The sequence below is a fragment of the Pseudoalteromonas sp. SG45-3 genome (genome assembly GCF_014164075.1).
Taxonomy (GTDB): Bacteria; Pseudomonadota; Gammaproteobacteria; order Enterobacterales; family Alteromonadaceae; genus Pseudoalteromonas; species Pseudoalteromonas distincta.
On sequence record NZ_JACJEN010000002.1, the window covers coordinates 455,525 to 476,553 of the forward strand.

Sequence of the window (21,029 nt, forward strand, 5' to 3'; positions counted from 1 at the left end):
AGTTTTAGGCAAGCTTTTGCGAGTTATTGGGCTTTTTTTATGTTTGTTTTGCTACTAATATGCACTCATTGGAATTTAGCTTAGCTAGTGTCTAAGCATTCTATTTAGTATTTAACCGTCACCTAGGAGCAAAATAATGAAATTTAGCTACGTAAATCCAACTCTTATCCAATTCGGTCAGCAACAAATTGCGGCACTATCTGATTTGATCGCAAAAGATCAAAAAGTACTTGTAGTGTACGGCGGCGGTTCAATTAAAAAGAACGGCGTGTACGACCAAGTTGCAGCAGCACTTGAAGGCTTTGACTGGGTTGAGTTTTCGGGCGTTGGCGCTAACCCAACAATTGAAGTGCTAGACCAAGCAGTAAAAATTTGTAAAGAACAAGATATTGACTTCGTATTAGGCGTAGGCGGCGGTTCAGTGATCGACGGCGTTAAATACATTGCCGCATCAGCCGTTTATGATGGCGAAGGTTGGGATATTCCTACTGGTAAGCATACTATTACTAGTGCATTACCAATCGGTGCAATATTAACATTGCCTGCAACGGGTTCTGAATCTAACCAAAACTCAGTTGTGAGCAAAGAAGCAACGAAGCAAAAACTACCGTTTGCATCACCAGAAGTACTTCCTAAATTTGCGATTATGGACCCTGATGTAATGAAAACATTACCGCAGCGCCAACTTGTGAATGGCTTAGTAGATGCATGGGTTCACACCTGTGAGCAGTACCTAACATTCCCTGAAACAGCATTAGTTCAAGAAGGTTACGCTGAAGCACTTTTAAGAACGCTTAAAACTTTAGGTGATAACTTTGAAAACCAAGATGACGCATGGCGTGCAAACCTTATGTGGGCTGCTAACCAAGCACTTAATGGTTTAATTGGTTCTGGTGTATCGCAAGATTGGGCAACACACATGATTGGCCACGAGCTTACAGCCGCTTACGGTGTTGATCATGCACGTTCACTTGCTATTGTTCAGCCTTCTTTATTACGTAACCAATTTGCAGTTAAAAAAGCAAAGCTTGAGCAAATGGGTAAAAACGTATTTGGTCTTGAGCAATCTGAAGATTTAGCAGAGAAAACAATTGCAGCAATTGAAGCGTTTTACCATAGCCTTGACGTAGCGACCCAGCTTACTGAACATGGCGATGATAAAGCCGCTGCTATTGACAATATTATTGGCAAACTTGAAGCTCATGGCATGGTTGCTCTAGGCGAAAACCAAGCTATTACGCTAAAAGAAAGCCGCGAAATTTTAGAGCAAGCGGTTGCTTAATTTTCAAAGCTAAGCGCTTACTTAAATATACTAGGGCGTGTTGATCTTTGGTGGGTGAATTTGCAGCAGTATGTTTGGTTTTTAGGCAAGGCGGAGCCTATGTAGTGTGGTTATTCCCCATGAATAGGCGATAACGCAGCATAAATACCAAACATGCGCTGCCCTTTGGGTTCTTTCTAGGGACGATTAACTCTTTGTTGCTCGGTTTTTACTTAGCCCACTAGGTTACAAACCTCGCGCTGCGATTTAATCGCCCCTAGATTGAACAAATTTCAATCCACAAAGATCAACACGCCCTAAGTAATACGTTAATAAAAAACCGTCAACCTTTGGGTTGGCGGTTTTTTTATGGATTATTATAAATACTGCGTTGCTAATTAACCAATAAATTCAATATTAATGTTTTTTAATGATGATAGTAAACTGTGCTCAACGGTTAGAAAAAATCTAACGATTAAATAAATTTAAACAGGACTAAAACTCATGAAATTACTAAACACATTACTTAGCTCAAAAGCAGGCGTAGCAGCATTAATTTTACGAGTACCAGTTGGCCTTATTTTAGCGGCGCATGGTGCACAAAAGCTATTTGCTTGGTTTGGCGGTTACGGGCTTGAAGGTACAGGCCAATGGATGGCGAGTATTGGTTTAGAGCCTGGCTATTGGTTAGCAATGATGGCAGGTAGCGCTGAGTTTTATGGTGGCATTGCATTAGCAATTGGTTTGTTAACTCGCCCAGCGGCTGTAGTTGCCGGCTTTACTATGCTGATTGCTATTTTTAGCGTACATATTAGTAATGGCTTATTTATGGCAAACAATGGCTATGAATACGCATTAACGTTACTTGTAGTAACTGTAGTTCTAGCAATTCAAGGAGCGGGAAGCTTTTCTCTTGATAACGTATTAGCTAAAAAGCTAGCTAATAAATAGAGTGTGTTAATTAAAAAAATAGCGGCCAATTTGGCCGCTATTTTTGTTTAAATTATTCAGCAGATAATGTTAAAGAATAACTGTACTGCTTTTGCTCAAGTAAATATTCTTTATGGGTACTTGGGCTCCATGAATCATCGCCACCAACCCCCATATGTTGATGATCAATATGTACATGTACGCAATCATCAGCAATGAGTTCGTTAATGTGTTTCGCTTGCGTTAACATACTTTGCGAATACTCACTGGCGGCAAATAAAAACGCACCGGTTACGGTTAAATTATTAATACGCAGTAATTGGCAATCGCTACGCACGCCGTTATCGGTTGGGAATATATATGGGGTATGTAGCTCATTTAAGCTCAAGCTATAATAACCTAAACGTGCTGCGGCTTTGCGATCTGGGTAGTTTTCAAAAGGCCCTAAACCACGCCAGTTTACTTTTGTATCGCTTTGCTTGTTAAGCGTTGTACTTAGCCCTATACGCGGCATTGGCGGAAGTGTATCGTTTAAGTGCACATCAACATTTAAGCTAATATTGCCGGTATTATTTAGTGTATATAGCCATTGTGTTTTTGCTTGTAGCACGCCATTAAACTCGTAATTAAATACACAAGTAATACGTATATCAACGCTTGATTGAACTGCGTGAATTGAGCTACATGTGCGCTGCCATTGCCCTATACCTGCACGTAACCAACGTGCCTCCCATGCATTAGGATCTAGGTTATCTACTTCGCTTACGCCTATGTCGTTATCAAGCGGGGCGCGATAAAAGTTATCAACCAGTGGGCTACTAATAACCTGAGTATCGTTTTGTAACCACTGCTCTATAAGCCCTGATTGCTTACTAAAAACAAGTTTAAATTTATCGTTTTCAATACATAGGTGGGAGTCGGTTTCGTTAATACTTATAGCGCTTTGCTCTGTAGTTGATGCAAATGATTCACTGTTTAAATTATTACTATTTATAAGCTTAAACTGCTCGGTGTTTAATACATGCTCGGCACTTGCAAAGCTACAATCGTTAATTAGTGCTACATCTAAATTAAGGTGGTATTGCGCACCTTGCTCAAACGTTGTTTTAGTTTTAATTGTTAACGTGTGTGTACTTTGCGGAGCAATATTAAGTACATGCTCGCCTTGTTCAACACAGATGCCATTTTGCATTAACTGCCAAACCAGTTTTTCGTTATCTGTGTGTCTAAATACATAATCGCTAAATACATCAACGGTAAATTGATTTTTAGTTTGCTCGCGCAGCGTAAATTGTAAATGTTGCTGGCTGTATTTAGCTTCAAACAAGCTTGGATGCGGTGTGCGATCTGGAAATAATAAGCCGTTAATACAAAATTGGCGGTCGTTTAGTTCATCACCAAAATCGCCGCCGTAAGCCCAGTAATGCTCACCATTTTCATCAGTTTTAGATAAACCTTGGTCTACCCAATCCCAAATAAAGCCACCTTGCAGGCGAGGGTATTCTCTAAATGCTTGCCAGTAATCGTCAAAGCTACCTAGGCTGTTACCCATTGCATGGGCGTACTCACATAAAATAAGCGGGCGAGTTTCACCCGGTAGGCTTAGCCATTTTTTTATTGAATATTTTGGTACGGCGTCATCGGCAACATGTGTATCTACACGGGCATACATAGGGCAAATAATGTCGGTTGCTGTGGTATTTGCGCCGCCACCTTCGTATTGCACTGGGCGAGAAGGGTCAAAGCTTTTTGACCATCCGTACATAGCATCGTGGTTGGCGCCGTGTCCGCATTCGTTACCCAGTGACCAAATAATAATAGAGGCGTGGTTTTTATCGCGCTCAACCATTTGAGTATAGCGCGACATAAATGCACCAGCCCACTGTGGATCGCTGGCAAGCCTACCCATTGGGAACATGCCATGGGTTTCTATGTTTGCTTCGTCCACTACGTATAAACCTAGCTCGTCGCACAGCTCGTAAAAACGCGGGTGGTTAGGATAGTGAGCAGTACGTACAGCATTAAAGTTATTTTGCTTCATCAGCTTAATATCTTCAATCATGTCGGCGGTGCTTACTGTGTGGCCGTTTTCTGGGTGGTGTTCGTGGCGGTTAACACCGCGAATAAGTAGCGGTTTGCCGTTTAAGCAAAGCTGTCCGTTAAGCATTTCCACTTTTCTAAAACCAATGTTATAGGCTTCAACATCTACTGTGTTGCCTTGCTCATCTAGCAGGCTTACAACGCAGCGGTATAAGTATGGGGTTTCGGCGGTCCACTTTTTAGGGCTTTGTATATCAATTGTTTGAAATACAACATCGCTCCAGCCGCCTTTTTCATCAACGCGTTTATTGTTAGTGCTTTGTATGTGTGGCTCGCAGAGTGCTTGCTCATTATCAAAAACCTGTACTGCTACTTGGTAGTTATTTGGCGCATTTATCGCCGTTTTTATATGTAGCGTTGCATCGCGATAGCAAGCGTCTAAATCGGGGGTTATAAACACATCACGTATTTGGTTTTGTGGTTTTGTAAGTAAGTTAACATCGCGAAAAATACCGCTTAGCCACCACATGTCCTGATCTTCTAAATAACTGCCATCGCTCCAACGAATAACCATAACCGCAATACGGTTGGTGCCTACTACTAACAGTTCGCTTAAATCAAATTCGCTTGGTAAGCGGCTATCTTGCGAATAACCCACCCATTGACCGTTACACCAAAGGTGAAATGCCGAGTTTACGCCTTCAAAAATAATATGGTTACGCTGCGCTAATTGATCCGCCGTAATAGAAAACTCAGTGCGGTAGCAACCTGTTGGGTTATCGCTTGGTACAAATGGCGGGTTAACTGCAAATGGGTATTTAACATTACAGTAAATTGGTTTATCAAAGCCGTGTAACTGCCAGTTAGAAGGCACTGGAATACTTTGCCAATCTTTGCTTAGTGTTTCACTTAGCAGTGACTCATCAACCGCTTCGGGTTTATCGAATAATTTAAAATCCCATTGGCCGTTTAAACTTTGTTTTTGTGATTGTGTGTTAGTACGGGCATGGTCAACGCTTTTAAATCCATTGAGTGGGCTGTGCGCTTTTACTTGATTAACTTGTACTGAAATTGGGTTTTCCCAATCACGGCGGTTAATTATGTGTTGTAGTGAGTTCATTAGTGTCCTATTGCATGTATGGCAATTATAGTGGCTTAAATATAGCTAAAATAATGCGTTGGGGTTATGCTTAAAGCTCTCTTTTATTTGTCCAAAACTATCATTTTAAATTATGTGCAACACTATTGTAGATGTACTCGATATTGGCCCAGAGTGTACAGAGCGGTTTATTGATTTAACCACGCTTTCGCAAATGCCAAACCTTGAAATAGAGCTGGCAGGTTGCTCTAATTTATTGGGTGACTATTGTGTTGCACGTACTAACCCGCTTGAACACACTCTTTTTTATACTTTGGCTGGTCAGGGCACACTTAAAACAGTTAATAACCAATACTCATTAACTGAAAATAGCTTAGCTATATTGCCTGCAAGGCAAAGTTTTGAGGTTAAAATAGCAAGCGAAAAGTGGGATGTGATTTGGCTAAACCTTGCAAACACTAAACGTTGGCAACATTTAAATTTAGCACAGGCTAAGGTATTAACTAATCAGCAATTAGCGCCATTACATTTAGCTATGGAGCTTTTATATAGCGAAAGTAACGCTACTTTGCGCGAAGGTGTTATGCCTATTTTAAGCCACTATTTAAACACTACGCTTCAAAGCGAGCCGCAAATAGGTGGGCAAAACAGATTAACCAGCTTGTTTTTAGAGGTAGAAGAGCGCTTACAGTTTGATTGGACAATAGAAGTTATGTGCGAGCACGTGCATTACTCAGCACCGCATTTACATAGGTTATGCCAAGCGCAATTTGGTAAAAGCCCTATGCAGCAGCTTATTTATTTACGCATTAAACGAGCTAAAAGCTTACTACTAAATACCCGCTGGCCTGTTGCTCATATTGCTGCTTACGTGGGGTATCCTAATATATTTAATTTTTCTAAACGGTTTAAAAAATCAGTGGGTATATCACCAAGTGAATTTAGAAAATAACGTAAGCGGCTCTCTACATTTGAATAAATTTAAGGTATTGTGCGATTTCTTAAATTGCATTCTAGAGTTTTTAGGTAGGTAATGCGCTCAAACTACTTTTTAGTCGTGATACTTTTAGTGCTTGTGCACAGCTTTATTAGCTGTGATGCGGCGGCGTATCATCTGCAAGAAGAAGTTGATCATGCTACGCATGTTCATTCTCAAACAAATGTAAACGATGAAGATGCGCAATCACCTACTGAAATACATGCCCATCAGCATTGCCACTGTGGTTACTACAGTACGCTAAATCACTCTATAAGCCCTGAGCAAAGCCAAGCTACACTGCCTGCGTGCTATAGCGGTTTAAACTATCCACCAGATGTTCCGCCACCAAATTTTTATAGCTAGTTTTTAATTTTAAACACTTTGTAAATAACTGCCTGCGCCTGTGCGCTATAAGGCTAGTTATGTACATATTTAGGTTGCTTAATTGCGCTTGTTTTTAAAATAGGCGTAGTGATTAAGTCAACTCTGTTTGTTAAAAAACGGACATGCTATATGAATAAAAAACCACTTATGCTGGTGGCGCTACTGTGCGCATTACCTGCAATGAGCGTTTTGGCAAAAAATGAGCCTCAAAACGTATTAACGCTAAAGCAAGCGCTTAAAAATACCGAGCAGCAAAATGCTGAACTTAAACGCTACCCGTATCATCAAAAAATATTAACGGCGCTTAAAACCCAAGCTGCGCTTTCACCTAATCCTGAGCTGAGTTTTGAAGCTGAAAACTTTTTAGGAACTCACGGCTCTCATGCGTTTTCGGGGGCGCAGTACACGCTGGCTTTAAGTCAATTAATAGAGCTGGGCGATAAACGGCAAAACCGTATTAATTACGCCACTGCCAATATAAAAGCGCAAACAATTGAGTATAAAAATACTCGGTTAGCACTTTTAGCAACCACCGCTGAGCGCTATTACCAAATACTTAAATTTCAGGCGTTAATTGCTTTAAATAGTGAGCGTAAAAACACCGTTAAGCAGGCACTTAACGCAATTGAAAAACGCGCTAAAGCGGGTGCAGCCTCAAGTGCTGATGTAACCCGCATGCGTTATGCATTAAGCCAAGTAGATTTAAATACGCTGATGCTAAATAGCGAATTTGAGCGTGCGCGCTTAGCTCTAACCGAGCTTTGGCAAGAGCCGCAAGTGAGTGATTACTATGCTGGCGATTTATCACAAATAGCTGCTGTTAAAAGTGAAGCAGTGCTACTTGATGCGGTAAATACAGCACCTGAATTTGCACTGCTGCAGCAGCAATATATGCAGCAAACGGCTAATTTGTCGCTGCAACGCTCAAGCGGGCAAAGCGATTTAACCCTGGGTGGTGGCGTGCGATATAACCAGCAAACTGATGCCAGCTCGTTGGTGTTTTCTTTTTCAATGCCACTGCAATTAAGCAATTCTAATAGCGGTAATATTGAGGCTGCAAAGCATCAACTTACGCTACTTAATGAGCAACAAGGGCAATTACGTGTTCAGCTACGCCAGCAAATACGCACTTTGTATGCGTATTACCAAGGTAAAACTGCGCAGGCACAGCTATTAACACAGCAAGTTATTCCACAAGCACAAACGCTTATAAAACAAAGTTTAAAAAGCTATCAACAAGGGCAAATATCGGTGTTGCAATTACTCGACGCACAGCAAGCTTTATTTGATTCTAAACGCGCACTTATCAACATCCATAGCGAGCTATATCAAGTGCTGCTTACCCTTGAGCGTTTAACTGGCCAACCTTTAATTGAGACTCATCAATCATGAATAACACTCTTATCGCATTATTTATAACGCAATTATTTACACTCCCATTTTTAAGTAGCACGGCTATGGCATCTGATAGCCATCACGAAAAAGGTCACGAAGAAGGCCACAAAGACGAACACACACAAAAAGGCCCACACGGCGGATTTTTACTAACCAATAACGCGCTTGATTTAGAGCTTAAGTTAACCCAGTTTGCAGGTAATACCGAGCTGCGAATATATGGGTTTAATAACGATAAAGCTGTGGATATAAACCAGTTAGACGTAACCATAAACGTGCAACGTTTAAGTGAAGAGCCACAGCTTATTCGCTTCAAAGCTGAAGATGACTATTTAGTAAGTACCGTGAGCGTAAACGAGCCGCATTCTTTTAAGCTTGATGTAATGGCACGCTATAAAGGCGTTGAAATAAATTATCATTATGAGCAAGAAGAAGGGCGTGCAACGCTAAGCTCCCAAGCAATTGAACGCGCAGGAATTAAAACCGAGATAGCAAAAGCAGGTAGCGTTGAACTAACAGATACTCTATTTGGTGTTATAGCACCCACCGCGCACGGCACCGTTGAAGTAATGGCGCCTTATACCGGCTTAGTTAACGATATCTTTGTAAGCATTGGCCAAAACGTTAAAAAAGGCGATAAGCTTACCAGTATAACCAACCGCGAAACACTGCAAAATTACACCATAAAAAGCCCAATTACAGGCGTTATTACCGAGCAATATTTAAAGCGCGGTGAGCTTGCCAATAGCGCATTAATGCAAATAGTAAACCTTGAAACCGTATGGGTCGAGCTCTCGGCTTTTCCTGAAAATATTGAAAAGCTCGCCATAGGACAAAGCGCAAAAGTGTACGATTTACATCATCATTTAAATGCGCAAGGTGAGGTGTTTTACATAGCCCCGATGATGAGCGGCGGGCATATTGCGCGTGCGCGAATCGAGCTTACAAACCCTGATGGTCATTGGCGTCCTGGTATGCATGTTAATAGCGACATTAGTACTGCAAAAGTAGATGCTGCAGTGCGAGTAAAGGCTACAGCTGTGCAGGAATTTAACGGCAAACCTAGTGTGTTTATTAAAAGCGGCAATGTGTTTGAAGTACGCCCTGTAAAGCTTGGTGCTAAAAACAGCGAGTGGGTAGAGGTACTTGAGGGGCTTTCGCCAAATAGTGAGTACGTAACGCAAAACAGTTATGTAATTAAAGCCGATATATTAAAAAGCGGCGCAAGCCACTCACACTAGGAGGCAGCATGATTAACTGGATAGTTTCTTTTGCGGTTAAACGCCGCATGATGGTGCTTGCGCTCACGCTTTTATTTGCTGGGTTTGGTGTATACAACACACAAAATTTAGCCGTTGATGCCGTACCCGATATAACTAATGTGCAAGTACAAATAAATACAAAAGCGCCTGGGTTTACCCCGCTTGAAGCAGAGCAGCGCATTACCTATTTAATTGAAACCGCTATGGCGGGCATACCAAAGCTTGATTACACTCGTTCGATTTCGCGTTATGGACTTTCGCAAGTTACCGTTATTTTTAACGAAGGCACCGATATTTACTGGGCGCGCCAGCAAATATCAGAGCGCATTCAAAGTATTCGCTCAGACTTGCCAGCCAATATTGAGCCAAACTTAGGGCCAATTGCCAGCGGGCTAGGGGAGATTTTTACTTACTCTGTGCATGCAAATAAAGGCGCGATAAAAGACGATGGCACGCCATTTAACGCAGAGGATTTACGTACTCTGCAAGATTGGGTTATTCGCCCGCAGCTATTAAAAGTAAAAGGCGTTACCGAAATTAATAGCCAAGGTGGCTTTGAGCGCCAATACCAAGTAGCCCCCGTGCCTGAAAAACTACTCGCTTATAAGATCACGCTAAGCGATGTAATTACTGCACTTAAATTAAATAACAGCAACCAAGGCGCAGGGTTTATAGAACGCTTTGATGGGCAATATTTAGTGCGCTCACCAGGGCAATTAAAAACCATAGATGATATAGCTAACACGGTTGTTGCTAAGCGCGATGATGCACCAGTACGGATTAAAGATGTAGCAAATGTGCGTTTAGGTAAAGAGCTTAGAACCGGCGCTGCTACTTATAACGGTAAAGAAACCGTGCTCGGCACCGCCATGATGCTAATTGGCGAAAACAGTCGCGTAGTGGCAAAAGCCATGGCTGATAAACTCAAAGACGTACAGCTAAGCTTGCCTGAAGGTGTTGTGGTAGAAGCAGTTTATGACCGCACAACCCTTGTTGATAAAACCATAGCAACCGTAAAAACCAACCTGTTCGAAGGCGCGGTGCTAGTGATTGTTATTTTGCTGCTGTTATTAGGTAATGTAACTGGTGCGCTTATTACGGCAATGGTTATTCCGCTTAGTATGTTATTTGCCGTTACCGGCATGGTAGGTAATCGCGTATCGGGTAATCTAATGAGTTTAGGCGCAATCGACTTTGGTTTAATAGTTGATGGCGCTGTAATTGTGGTTGAAAACTGTTTAAGGCAACTTGGCCTTGCGCAGCATAAACATGGCCGGCTACTTACATTAAATGAGCGTTTAAGTGTTGTAACCGCCGCTACTAAAGAAGTATTTAGCCCAGCGGTGTTTGGCATTTTAATTATTATGCTGGTGTATTTGCCGCTGTTTGCGCTTAGTGGTGTAGAGGGCAAAATGTTTCAGCCAATGGCATTTACGGTTGTAGCCGCACTAGTTGGCGCACTTATTTTTGCTGTTACCTTTGTACCTGCCGCTATTGCGGTATGTGTACGTGGCAAGGTGAGCGAGAGCGAAAATGCGGTTATGCGCGGTATAAAAAGAGGCTACAAACCACTACTTGGTTTATCGCTTAAGTTGCCATGGATAATGTTAAGCATTGCTGCTGTGCTTGTAATTGTACTTGGTTTTAAAGTTAAAAATATGGGCGCTGAATTTTTACCGCAGCTTGATGAAGGCGATATAGCGATGCACGCACTGCGCATTACCGGCACCGGTATTGAACAATCGGTAAAAATGCAAAAAGAGCTAGAGCAAGCCATTTTAGACATACCTGAAGTTGAAAAAGTATTTTCAAAAATTGGCACTCCAGATGTAGCAAACGATCCTATGCCACCTAACGTTGCCGATACCTTTTTAATGTTAAAGCCGCGCGAACAATGGCCTGATCCCGCTTTAAGTAAAGAAGAGCTGGTTAAGCAAATTCGCCATTTAGTAAATGAAGTACCAGGTAATAATTATGAGTTTACGCAACCTATAGAAATGCGTTTTAACGAGTTAATAGCAGGCGTGCGCGCCGACGTTGCGGTGCGTATTTATGGCGATGATTTATCAACATTAAAACAGTATGGCGAAAAAGCCACAGCCTTGGTGCAAAACATTACAGGCGCAACTGATGTACGCCTTGAGCAAATGGAAGGTTTGCCTACACTTTCGGTAACGCCGCTTCGCGATCATATGGCGCTGTTAGGTTTAACAGTAACCGATATACAGCAAAGTGTAAGTGCTGCGGTAGGCGGTGTACAAACCGGGCTTATTTATGAAGGCGATAAACGCTTTTCGTTATTAGTGCGTTTAGATGAGCGCTGGTCAAACGATGTATCACAGCTTGCGCGTTTGCCAGTGGCCGTGCCCAAAAGTGCCAACCCAGACCTTGCATTTGTACCGCTTGGCGAAGTAGCAAATATTAGTATTGATAAAGGGCCTAATCAAATAAACCGTGAAAGCGGTAAGCGTAATGTTGTTGTTACTGCAAATGTAGAAGGGCGTGATTTAGCAAGCTTTGTAAGTGATGCACAAGCCGCTTTAAATTCAGATCTTAATTTACCAAGTGGTTATTGGATTGAATACGGCGGTACATTTGAGCAATTAGAATCGGCAAGTAAGCGGTTATCGCTGGTGGTGCCAGTTACTTTATTGCTTATATTTGGCCTGCTTTACAGTGCGTTTAATTCACTTCGTGATTCGTTAATTATATTTAGCGGCGTACCACTTGCACTGACCGGAGGTGTGCTTGCGTTACTATTACGCGATATGCCGTTATCAATATCGGCAGGCGTGGGGTTTATAGCGCTAAGTGGTGTAGCGGTATTAAATGGCGTGGTTATGCTGTCGTTTATTAAACAATTAAGAGCCGATGGACTTAGTTTAATTGATGCGATACAAACCGGTGCACTTTCGCGCTTGCGTCCAGTATTAATGACCGCTTTAGTGGCAAGCTTAGGGTTTATTCCTATGGCGCTAAATACTGGTACAGGCGCTGAGCTACAAAGACCACTGGCTACGGTTGTAGTTGGCGGTATTATTTCATCAACTCTACTTACGCTATTAATATTGCCTGCACTTTATAAATTAGTGCATTCTAAATTTACTAAAAAAGCAGAAGCTGAATTAGCTTAAGTATTAGCTATTAATAATGTAATCAAAAAAGCAGCTGTACTTACAGCTGCTTTTTTATTTGGGTAATTATTTAGCAAAAATACTACATTAATTATATTGAAACAGATTATCCCAACGCTCATCAAGAATAGCTTTTGCATGGTCTAAACTTAGCGCGCTATACACTTCATTACCTTCTATTTCGTTACTACACGTTACTAAACGCATACGTACCAGCTTTTCAAGTGCGTCGCTAATTTCAAAATCAAGATTGCACTGGTATTTGCTTTTAAACCAATGCTCTATTTGTTCATCAAGTGTTTGTGCGGTTAAGCCGCTTTCTGATTTTAGTAAAAACGTATACGCAAGCAGGGCTTCTTTTATGTCTTCTTCTTCGGCAGCATCAATAAGCGTGTGAAAAACACCCGCGTTGTTATCGAGGTTTTTAAAGTAGAGATTATCGCTAAGCGCTTTCATAAATTTAATTTTACGGTTTTTAAACTTACTCCACTCTTTAAAAATAAAGCTGCCAAATACTCCCATGCCAATAGCAAAGGTAATAAAGTGTTGTTGCGTCATTTCGACAGCTTCACTTCTAAAGCCCCCCCAAAAAGCAAACAGAGCAAGCAATAATAAAATTGATGCACCAAGCTTAGTTATAAGTACCACCGCACCGCCAATTAAAGCCGATGAGCCAATAATTGCTTTATCAATAGGGCGCATGCGTACTTCGCTATTAGGAAATAGCATTTCGAGATCGGCCTTTGGCACATTTTGAAACAGCTTTACTATGGTTGAACTTGGCTCAAATCCCATTGGCGTTTTATTTTTAGCTTTAAAATAAGCGCTATCTTTAAAGCGAATAAACACAGCAACACGGTCGTAATTAGTAAAGTGCAGCGGCTTTTTACGAAGGCCCCAAAAGCTGGTAATCGTTTCAGTGAGTTGCGACTCGCCACGGCGATAAAATACGACTTCTTCAAAGTCGTCAAATTCAACTTCAAGGCGCACCTTAAATAGCGACTCTTCATTTAATGCATCTTGTAAGTCTTCATTGGTGATCACTTCAAAATTAGCGGCATTAAGCACCTTGGCAAAATCTTTAGCAAATTCACGTTGGCACTGCGCTTTTTGATCAGCCGATACTGGCGCTAAAGATCGCGTATCGCTATTAGGATCAAAGGGCGCGTAGTTATTTTTGAGCGACTCAAGTGTTGAATGGTAATCGTAATGGATAAGGCTTGCTAATAAATCGCAAAATTGTTTAAACGATGTTTGCTCTGAGTTGTTTGTGAGCTCAGCGCTGCACATATCAACAATATCTTGTTTTCTAAAGGGAATAAAACGTGCACTTTGCATTTGTTTGACTAATTTGGAAATGAAACTACCTTTAGGGATGTTAATTTATTCCCAATAAAATTGCTAACATATAAATTTACAAATAACTAAGTTTATTGAATCCAAATCACCCCTTCATACGTTGTATACATATAGCAGTTACATTTTCTAATTGTTTTGTATTGCAATTTTGATATTATCTTATAAATAATAACTATATTTCAAAATTAACCATTATAAAATCCAATAAAAAGGTACTGTAAGATGTTATTTTTTTGTATCATTAACTGGATTTTGTAACGATTAGAGCTACCTTTTGGCTAAGCCGCTATTTACTCTCATTAACTATTTAGGAAATTCACTTTGGAAAATATAAGTAAAGCTGTTGTTATTGTCGAACTACTAAGTGATGTCTGGGTTGTTATGGATAATGGAGATTGGGTCAAGGTAGACTCTATACCAGAGCAACTTGCCGACCTACCTGTGTTAAATAGCAGCGACATTGCATTAGAGGGGAACGAGCTGGTTTTTTCTGAAACCAGTGAACAGCTTGTTGTACCTCAAGATATTATTTCACAGCTTGTATCGGATTTAAGCCAAAATAGTACCTTTGACGCCCGCAGCAATACCAGTAGCGTTACATCTTTATCCTCAAGTGATGCTAATGAAGCTCAAGTGGCTTATCAACTTATTGCTCGCCAAGGGCAAGAGCTTGTTCCTGAATCAGGCTATGAAACAACACCTACCGATACAACAGAAGAAGAAGATCCTAATTTTATTGAGTTCAGACCCGACCCTATTTTTACTGTAGGTCAGCTCGGTGGCGATGGTGTGTTTATTAATAAATACGATGCTGTGGCTTTGGAATTTTCCGGTACTGTTGAAAATGTACCCGATGGCTCGTTAGTACAAATAGTTTTAAGTGATAGCGACGGCAACGAAATAATTGTTACAACCGAAGTGCAAGATGGTGTTTGGTCTGTAACAAATATTGATATTACTGCTCTAAATGATGGTGAAGTGACTGCAACGGTTTCTCTTGTAGGGGGCAACGAAGATGATGCAGCGAGTGAAACTAAAGTAAAAGATACTCAAGCAGATATTTTTATTGATTTTGAGGATGGCTTAAACACTAATCAACCAATTGATTTTGAAGGTGAAGTGCAAGATGTGCAAGATGGACAGCTGGTAACAGTGACCATTTTTGATGCGCAAGGTAACCCTATAGCAACGTATGAGGCAACAGTCATTAATGGTCAATGGAGTGTTGGCCCTGAACCTTTTGCCGATTTACCTGATGGAAATTACACCATACAAGTTAGTACCATTGATGAAGCGGGTAATGACACGCAAACTCAAAAATCATTCTCAAAAGATACTACGGCCATTATAACAATAGACGTTAATGAAACCGAAGATGGCGTAATAAATAACTCAGAAAACGTAGTACAAGTAAGCGGAACAGTTGAAGGTATTGAAGATGGTCAAACAGTCTTAGTAACCCTAACAGACATAGATGGCAATGAAGTGAGTGTTGAGGCTGTTGTTGAAAATGGCCAGTACCAATTAGAAGTCGATATTTCTTCGTTAAGTGATGGAGAGATCACAGCAACCGCGCAAGCACAAGATTTATTAGGTAACGAAAGCACCGCGTCTCAGGTTATTTCACATGATAAAACAGCACAGCTCACCGTCGAAATAGACTCAACACAAGATGGCGTTATCAATAGCGAAGAAGAGAGTAACGTAACTGTACGAGGTGTAGTAACTGGTATTGAAGACGGCCAAACAGTGACTGTTGTATTGAGTGACGGCGTTAACCCTCCAATTACATTAACGGCAATCGTAGTTAATGGCAGTTATGAAATAGCCGGTGTTGATATTTCATCGTTAAATGATGGCACTATTAGTGCAAATGCAACTGCTCAAGATATTTCAGGAAACCCAGCAAGCGCGAGCGATGAAGCGCAATATGACAGCTCTGTTGCAACAAGCATAGTGGCACAAGATATTGATGGGGTTATTAATAGCGCCGAGCAAAATAATGTACAACTTAGTGGCTCGGTTACAGATATTGAGCCAGGCCAATTAGTTACCGTTACTTTTACGGATAGTAATAATCAGCAAGTAGTAGTAACAGCTGAAGTTGATGCTGATGGGAATTGGCAAATTAGCGGTGATATTGAATCTTTAGCTGATGGCGAAATCTCAGCGCAAATAAGTATTTTTGATGCAGCTGGGAATGAGGCCACTCAAGAGGTTACTTTTTCAAAAGACACACAAAGCACGCTAACACTTAATATTGATAAAACTGAAGATGGCGTTATAAATGGCAGCGCTGAAAACACCGATATTTCGCTTAGCGGCATAGTAAATGGTGTTGAAGATGGCCAAGAAGTTACCATTATATTTACAGACTCATTAGGCAATGAAGTGGTTGTTACCGCAATTGTTGAAAATGGTAATTACGCGCTTTCAGGTGTGGATATTTCTGCACTTAATGATGGCGATATTTCGGTATCAGCAAGTGTGCTTGATACGGCTGGAAATACCGCAGTTGCAGAAGATTCTTTTGAAATAGATAACAGCGCATTAATAACTGCATCAATAGATAAAACAGATGATGGAGTGATTAACGGGCAAGACGACGATCTTCGCGATAATGTTAATACAGCAGAAAATGCAGGTGTGGTTGTACGCGGTACTGTAGAAGATGTTGAAGATGGCCAAATAGTTACTGTAACGTTGAGCGACGGTATTAACCCTCCGGTAATTACTCAGGCTGTAGTTCAAAATGGTCAATATGTTACAGAGCCAATGGACGCAACAGGCTTAAATGATGGCACTATGATCGCCACAGCAGAGGTTGCTGATGCAGCCGGTAACCCTATTAGTGCCCAAGATAATGTTGAAATAGACACAACTGCAGCAATCACAACTAGCATTGATAAAACAGCTGATTCGGTTATTAATGGCAGTAACGAAAATCAAGAAATTGTAGTGCGTGGCACCGTGAGTGGCATTGAAGATGGCCAAGTTGTAACTATCACCCTAAGGGATGGTGTAAACCCAGATATAGCTGTGCAAGCAATTGTACAAAATGGTGAATATGTCACAGCTCCTATAGATGCAAGCTCTTTAAACGATGGCGATATTGTGGCAAGAGCCGACGTCTCTGATTTAGCTGGCAATGAAGCCACAGCAAGAGACACCGTTGAAATAGACAAATTAGCAGACATTACAACCAACATTGATAAAACAGCCGACGGTGTTATTAACGGCAGCGGCGAAAGTGCAGCCATTGTTGTACGCGGTACTGTAGAAGATGTAGAAGATGGCCAAATAGTTACTGTAACAATAAGCGATGGCGTTAACCCTGCGGTGACTACAACTGCAACCGTGATCAATGGTGAATATGTAACAACTCCTATTGATGCAAGTAGCTTAAACGACGGCACATTAACCGCCACTGCAAGTGTATCTGATATCGCGGGCAACCCTGTAAGCGCACAAGATAGCGTTGAGCTTGATAACACTGCCGCCATTACCACAAGCATTGATAAAACAGCCGATGGCGTTATTAACGGTAACGGCGAAAGTGCAGCCATTGTTGTGCGCGGAACAGTTAGCGATGTTGAAGATGGTCAAACAGTTACGGTTACTATTAGCGATGGTGTTAACCCACCGGTTGAAGTGCAAGCCATTGTAGAAAATGGCGAATATGTAACAACTCCTATTGATGCAAGCAGCTTAAACGACGGCACATTAACCGCCACTGCTACAGCGTCTGATTTAGCTGGTAACCCTATTAGTGCGCAAGATAGCGTTGAGCTCGATAACACTGCCGCCATTACCACAAGCATTGATAAAACAGCCGATGGCGTTATTAACGGTAACGGCGAAAGTGCAGCCATTGTTGTGCGCGGAACAGTTAGCGATGTTGAAGATGGCCAAACAGTTACGGTTACTATTAGCGATGGTGTTAACCCGCCAGTTGAAGTACAAGCAATTGTTAATAACGGCGAATATGTCACAGATCCAATTGATGCTAGCAATCTAAACGACGGCACATTAACCGCTACAGCTAGCGTATCTGATAAAGCAGGCAACCCGGTAACAGCGCTAGATACGGTCGAGCTTGATAACACGGCAGCCATCACCACCAGTATTGATAAAACAGCCGACTCAGTTATTAACGGTAACGGCGAAAGTGAAGCTATCGTTGTACGCGGTACGGTTACCGACGTTGAAGATGGTCAAACGGTTACGGTAAGCATTAGCGATGGCGTTAACCCACCAGTTGAAGTACAAGCAACCGTTCAAAACGGTGAATATGTAACAGATCCAATTGATGCTAGTGCACTAAACGATGGCACATTAACCGCTACAGCTAGCGTATCGGATGAGGCAGGTAACCCTGTAACAGCACAAGATACGGTCGAGCTTGATAACACCGCTGCAATAACCACAAACATTGATAAAACAGCCGACTCAGTTATTAACGGTAACGGCGAAAGTGAAGCAATCGTTGTGCGCGGTACAGTTACCGATATTGAAGATGGCCAAACGGTTACGGTAAGCATTAGCGATGGCGTTAACCCACCAGTTGAAGTACAAGCAACCGTTCAAAACGGTGAATACGTGACCGATCCGATTGATGCAAGCAACCTTAATGATGGCACATTAACCGCTACTGCGACTGCATCTGATAAAGCAGGCAACCCGGTAACAGCACAAGATTCAGTCGAGCTTGATAACACGGCTGCCATCACCACCAGTATTGATAAAACAGCCGATTCAGTAATTAACGGTAACGGCGAAAGTGCGGCAATTATTGTACGCGGTACGGTTACCGACGTTGAAGATGGCCAAACGGTTACGGTAAGCATTAGCGATGGCGTTAACCCAGCTGTAACTACAACTGCAACAGTGACCAACGGCGAATACGTGACCGATCCGATTGATGCAAGCAATCTTAACGATGGCACATTAACCGCTACAACTAGCGTATCTGATAAAGCAGGTAACCCTGTAACAGCGCAAGATTCAGTTGAATTAGACAAGCTAGCTGAAATTGATATTGCACTGCCTGATGACGATCAAGTAATTAATAGCTTAGAGCAAGCGAGTGCTGTGTTAACGGGTAATACTGTAGATGTAGAGCAAGGGCGAGAAGTTACATTAACGCTTACCGACAGCAATAGTGTGTCTAAAGTAATAACTGCTATCGTTAGCGATAATGGCACATGGAAAGTTACTACTGATCAAATTGCTGACTTAGCCGAAGGTCAAATTAACGCAGTTGTAGCAGTCACAGATTCAGCTGGGAACCCTGCAAATTCAGAGCTTACTTTTACAAAAGACACGCTAAGCAGCGTAACTTTAAATATTGCACAAACAGACGACGGTGTTATTAACGGCAGTAACGAAAACTCGCAAATAACCATAACCGGCGCAGTTGAAAACATAGAAAATGGTCAATCAATTACAGTAACCGTATCTGACGGTGAAAACCCAGACATTGAATTAATAGGCACTGTTACTAACGGTCAATACAGTTTTGAAAATGTAGATATATCGGGCTTAAATAACGGCACAATTACAGCCACTGCCATTGTTTTAGACTTAGCGGGTAATACAGCCACAGCAAACGACACTGTTTTATTAGATCAGCTAGCCAGTGTAACTGTAGATATAAACGATACAGGCGATAATGTAATTAATGGCAACTCAGAAAATACAGTTGTTAGCATTACAGGTGATGTAACTAACATTGAAAACGGTCAAACAGTCTCAGTAGTTGTGAGTGATGGCACAAATACTGAAACATTTACTGCTGAAGTAATTAACGGCGCTTATACAATTACAGATGCTGATATATCAGCTTTAAATGATGGTACATTAACCGCAACAGCTACTGTAACCGATGTAGCAGGTAATACCGCTACAAGTAACGACACTGCCGAGCACGATAAGCTAGCCAGTACCACAATAGAAGTCGCTGAAAACGATGATGTAGTGAATGCAGTCGAGCAAAGCAATGTAATTATAAGCGGTACAGTTACCGATGTTGAAGCTACACGAGAAGTAACCGTTACATTTAGTGACGGCACCAACTCAGTTACTGCAAAAGTTGATGTAGATAGCGATGGCAACTGGCAAATAAACCCAAGTGACATAAGTACACTTACCGATGGCGAAATTGCAGTAAGCGTAAGCGTATTTGATAACGCAGGCAACGAAGCTGTAAACAACACTACATTTAATAAAGATACACAAGCAACTACATCGTTAGAACTTGCCGATAATGTAATTAATGCAGCAGAAGACGAAGCCGTAGCACTTAGCGGAAAAGTAGATGACATAGAGTCAACCAACAATGTAACGGTTACCTTTACCGATCAAAACGGTAAAACAGAGACAATTGAAAACATTGTTTTAGACAGTGATGGTAATTGGTCTGTTACCGCTGCAAATATTAGCGAACTAGCCGATGGTGAAGTAATCGCAAGTGTCAGCGTATTTGATAACGCAGGTAACGAAGCGGTTAATAGTGCAGAATTTATAAAAGACACCCAAGCAACTACCACCATAGAGCTTGCAGATACGCTTATTAATGCAGCCGAAGATGAAGCCGTAGCACTCAGCGGAAAAGTAGATGACGTAGAGTCAACCAACAATATAACGGTTACCTTTACCGATCAAAACGGTAAAACAGAAACAATTAAAAACATTGTTTTAGACAGTGATGGTAATTGGTCTGTTACCGCTGCAAATATTAGCGAATTAGCCGATGGCGACATTACAGCAAGTGTAAGCGTGTTTGATAACGCAGGTAACGAAGCAGTAAATAGCACAACATTAGTTAAAGATACCCAAGCCACAATTAACGTAAATGTAGGTGATGACGCATTTATTAATGAACAAGAGCAAGCAACAGCAAAAATTGGTGGCACAATTAGTGATGTAGAGTCAGGACAAGAAGTTGATATTGTACTAAAAGACAATAACGGTGATGAGTTGTTTACCGCTACAACCACCGTAGATGCGCAGGGTAACTGGGAGCTTAATAGCTCTATTTTACGGGTTTTATCAGATGGCGATTACACAGTAGATGTAAGCACGCAAGATATAGCGGGTAATCCAGCAACAAGCACCCTCAACTTTACAAAAGACACCCAAGCCAGTACAACGCTAGTGCTTGAAGACTCAGTAATAAACGCAGCAG

10 protein-coding genes are annotated in these 21,029 nt (G+C 41.5%); 8 read left to right on the top strand and 2 right to left on the bottom strand.

The genetic code is table 11. From position 1 onward, the window contains the following. Positions 1-136 precede the first annotated feature (136 nt). Positions 137-1,282, top strand: coding sequence for an iron-containing alcohol dehydrogenase (locus H5126_RS04485; protein WP_002962851.1), 1,146 nt, complete (start codon positions 137-139; stop codon positions 1,280-1,282). Positions 1,283-1,765: 483 nt separating this feature from the next. Next, positions 1,766-2,212, top strand: coding sequence for a DoxX family protein (locus H5126_RS04490; protein ID WP_182720516.1), 447 nt, complete (start codon positions 1,766-1,768; stop codon positions 2,210-2,212). Positions 2,213-2,264: 52 nt separating this feature from the next. Here H5126_RS04490 and H5126_RS04495 read toward each other — a convergent pair whose 3' ends face one another. Next, the gene (locus H5126_RS04495) at positions 2,265-5,351 is read right to left on the bottom strand and encodes a beta-galactosidase (protein ID WP_182720517.1); all 3,087 of its coding nucleotides are present in this window, start codon (positions 5,349-5,351) and stop codon (positions 2,265-2,267) included. Between the two features lie 112 nt (positions 5,352-5,463). On the opposite strand from H5126_RS04495, the gene H5126_RS04500 reads away from it, so the two are divergent. From H5126_RS04500 to H5126_RS04520, 5 genes are all read left to right on the top strand, one after another. Further along, positions 5,464-6,282, top strand: a complete 819-nt coding sequence (locus H5126_RS04500; protein WP_182720518.1) for an AraC family transcriptional regulator — start codon at positions 5,464-5,466, stop codon at positions 6,280-6,282. An 81-nt stretch (positions 6,283-6,363) separates the two neighbouring features. Continuing rightward, on the top strand, positions 6,364-6,672 hold the full coding sequence (locus H5126_RS04505) for a hypothetical protein (protein ID WP_182720519.1): 309 nt from the start codon (positions 6,364-6,366) through the stop codon (positions 6,670-6,672). A 150-nt stretch (positions 6,673-6,822) separates the two neighbouring features. Continuing rightward, positions 6,823-8,085 carry a TolC family protein gene (locus tag H5126_RS04510; protein WP_182720520.1) on the top strand — a complete coding sequence of 421 codons (1,263 nt, stop codon included), beginning with the start codon at positions 6,823-6,825 and terminating at the stop codon, positions 8,083-8,085. Further along, positions 8,082-9,329, top strand: a complete 1,248-nt coding sequence (locus H5126_RS04515; RefSeq protein WP_182720521.1) for an efflux RND transporter periplasmic adaptor subunit — start codon at positions 8,082-8,084, stop codon at positions 9,327-9,329. The genes H5126_RS04510 and H5126_RS04515 overlap by 4 nt, the downstream gene beginning before the upstream one ends. 8 nt (positions 9,330-9,337) lie before the next feature. After that, positions 9,338-12,484: an efflux RND transporter permease subunit gene (locus tag H5126_RS04520; RefSeq protein ID WP_182720522.1), complete on the top strand. Its 3,147-nt coding sequence runs from the start codon at positions 9,338-9,340 to the stop codon at positions 12,482-12,484. 87 nt (positions 12,485-12,571) lie between these two features. On the opposite strand, the gene H5126_RS04525 is transcribed toward H5126_RS04520, so the two are convergent. After that, positions 12,572-13,822, bottom strand: a complete 1,251-nt coding sequence (locus H5126_RS04525) for a TMEM143 family protein (RefSeq protein WP_182720523.1) — start codon at positions 13,820-13,822, stop codon at positions 12,572-12,574. 342 nt (positions 13,823-14,164) lie between these two features. Here H5126_RS04525 and H5126_RS04530 point away from each other — a divergent pair. Then, on the top strand, positions 14,165-21,029 hold a 6,865-nt coding region (locus tag H5126_RS04530; RefSeq protein ID WP_182720524.1), incomplete at its 3' end, for an Ig-like domain-containing protein.

Coding starts and splice junctions, on each gene's coding strand:
- H5126_RS04485 (WP_002962851.1), top strand. CDS start 137: ATGAAATTTAGCTACGTAAATCCAACTCTTATCCAATTCGGTCAGCAA.
- H5126_RS04490 (WP_182720516.1), top strand. CDS start 1,766: ATGAAATTACTAAACACATTACTTAGCTCAAAAGCAGGCGTAGCAGCA.
- H5126_RS04495 (WP_182720517.1), bottom strand. CDS start 5,351: ATGAACTCACTACAACACATAATTAACCGCCGTGATTGGGAAAACCCA.
- H5126_RS04500 (WP_182720518.1), top strand. CDS start 5,464: ATGTGCAACACTATTGTAGATGTACTCGATATTGGCCCAGAGTGTACA.
- H5126_RS04505 (WP_182720519.1), top strand. CDS start 6,364: ATGCGCTCAAACTACTTTTTAGTCGTGATACTTTTAGTGCTTGTGCAC.
- H5126_RS04510 (WP_182720520.1), top strand. CDS start 6,823: ATGAATAAAAAACCACTTATGCTGGTGGCGCTACTGTGCGCATTACCT.
- H5126_RS04515 (WP_182720521.1), top strand. CDS start 8,082: ATGAATAACACTCTTATCGCATTATTTATAACGCAATTATTTACACTC.
- H5126_RS04520 (WP_182720522.1), top strand. CDS start 9,338: ATGATTAACTGGATAGTTTCTTTTGCGGTTAAACGCCGCATGATGGTG.
- H5126_RS04525 (WP_182720523.1), bottom strand. CDS start 13,822: ATGCAAAGTGCACGTTTTATTCCCTTTAGAAAACAAGATATTGTTGAT.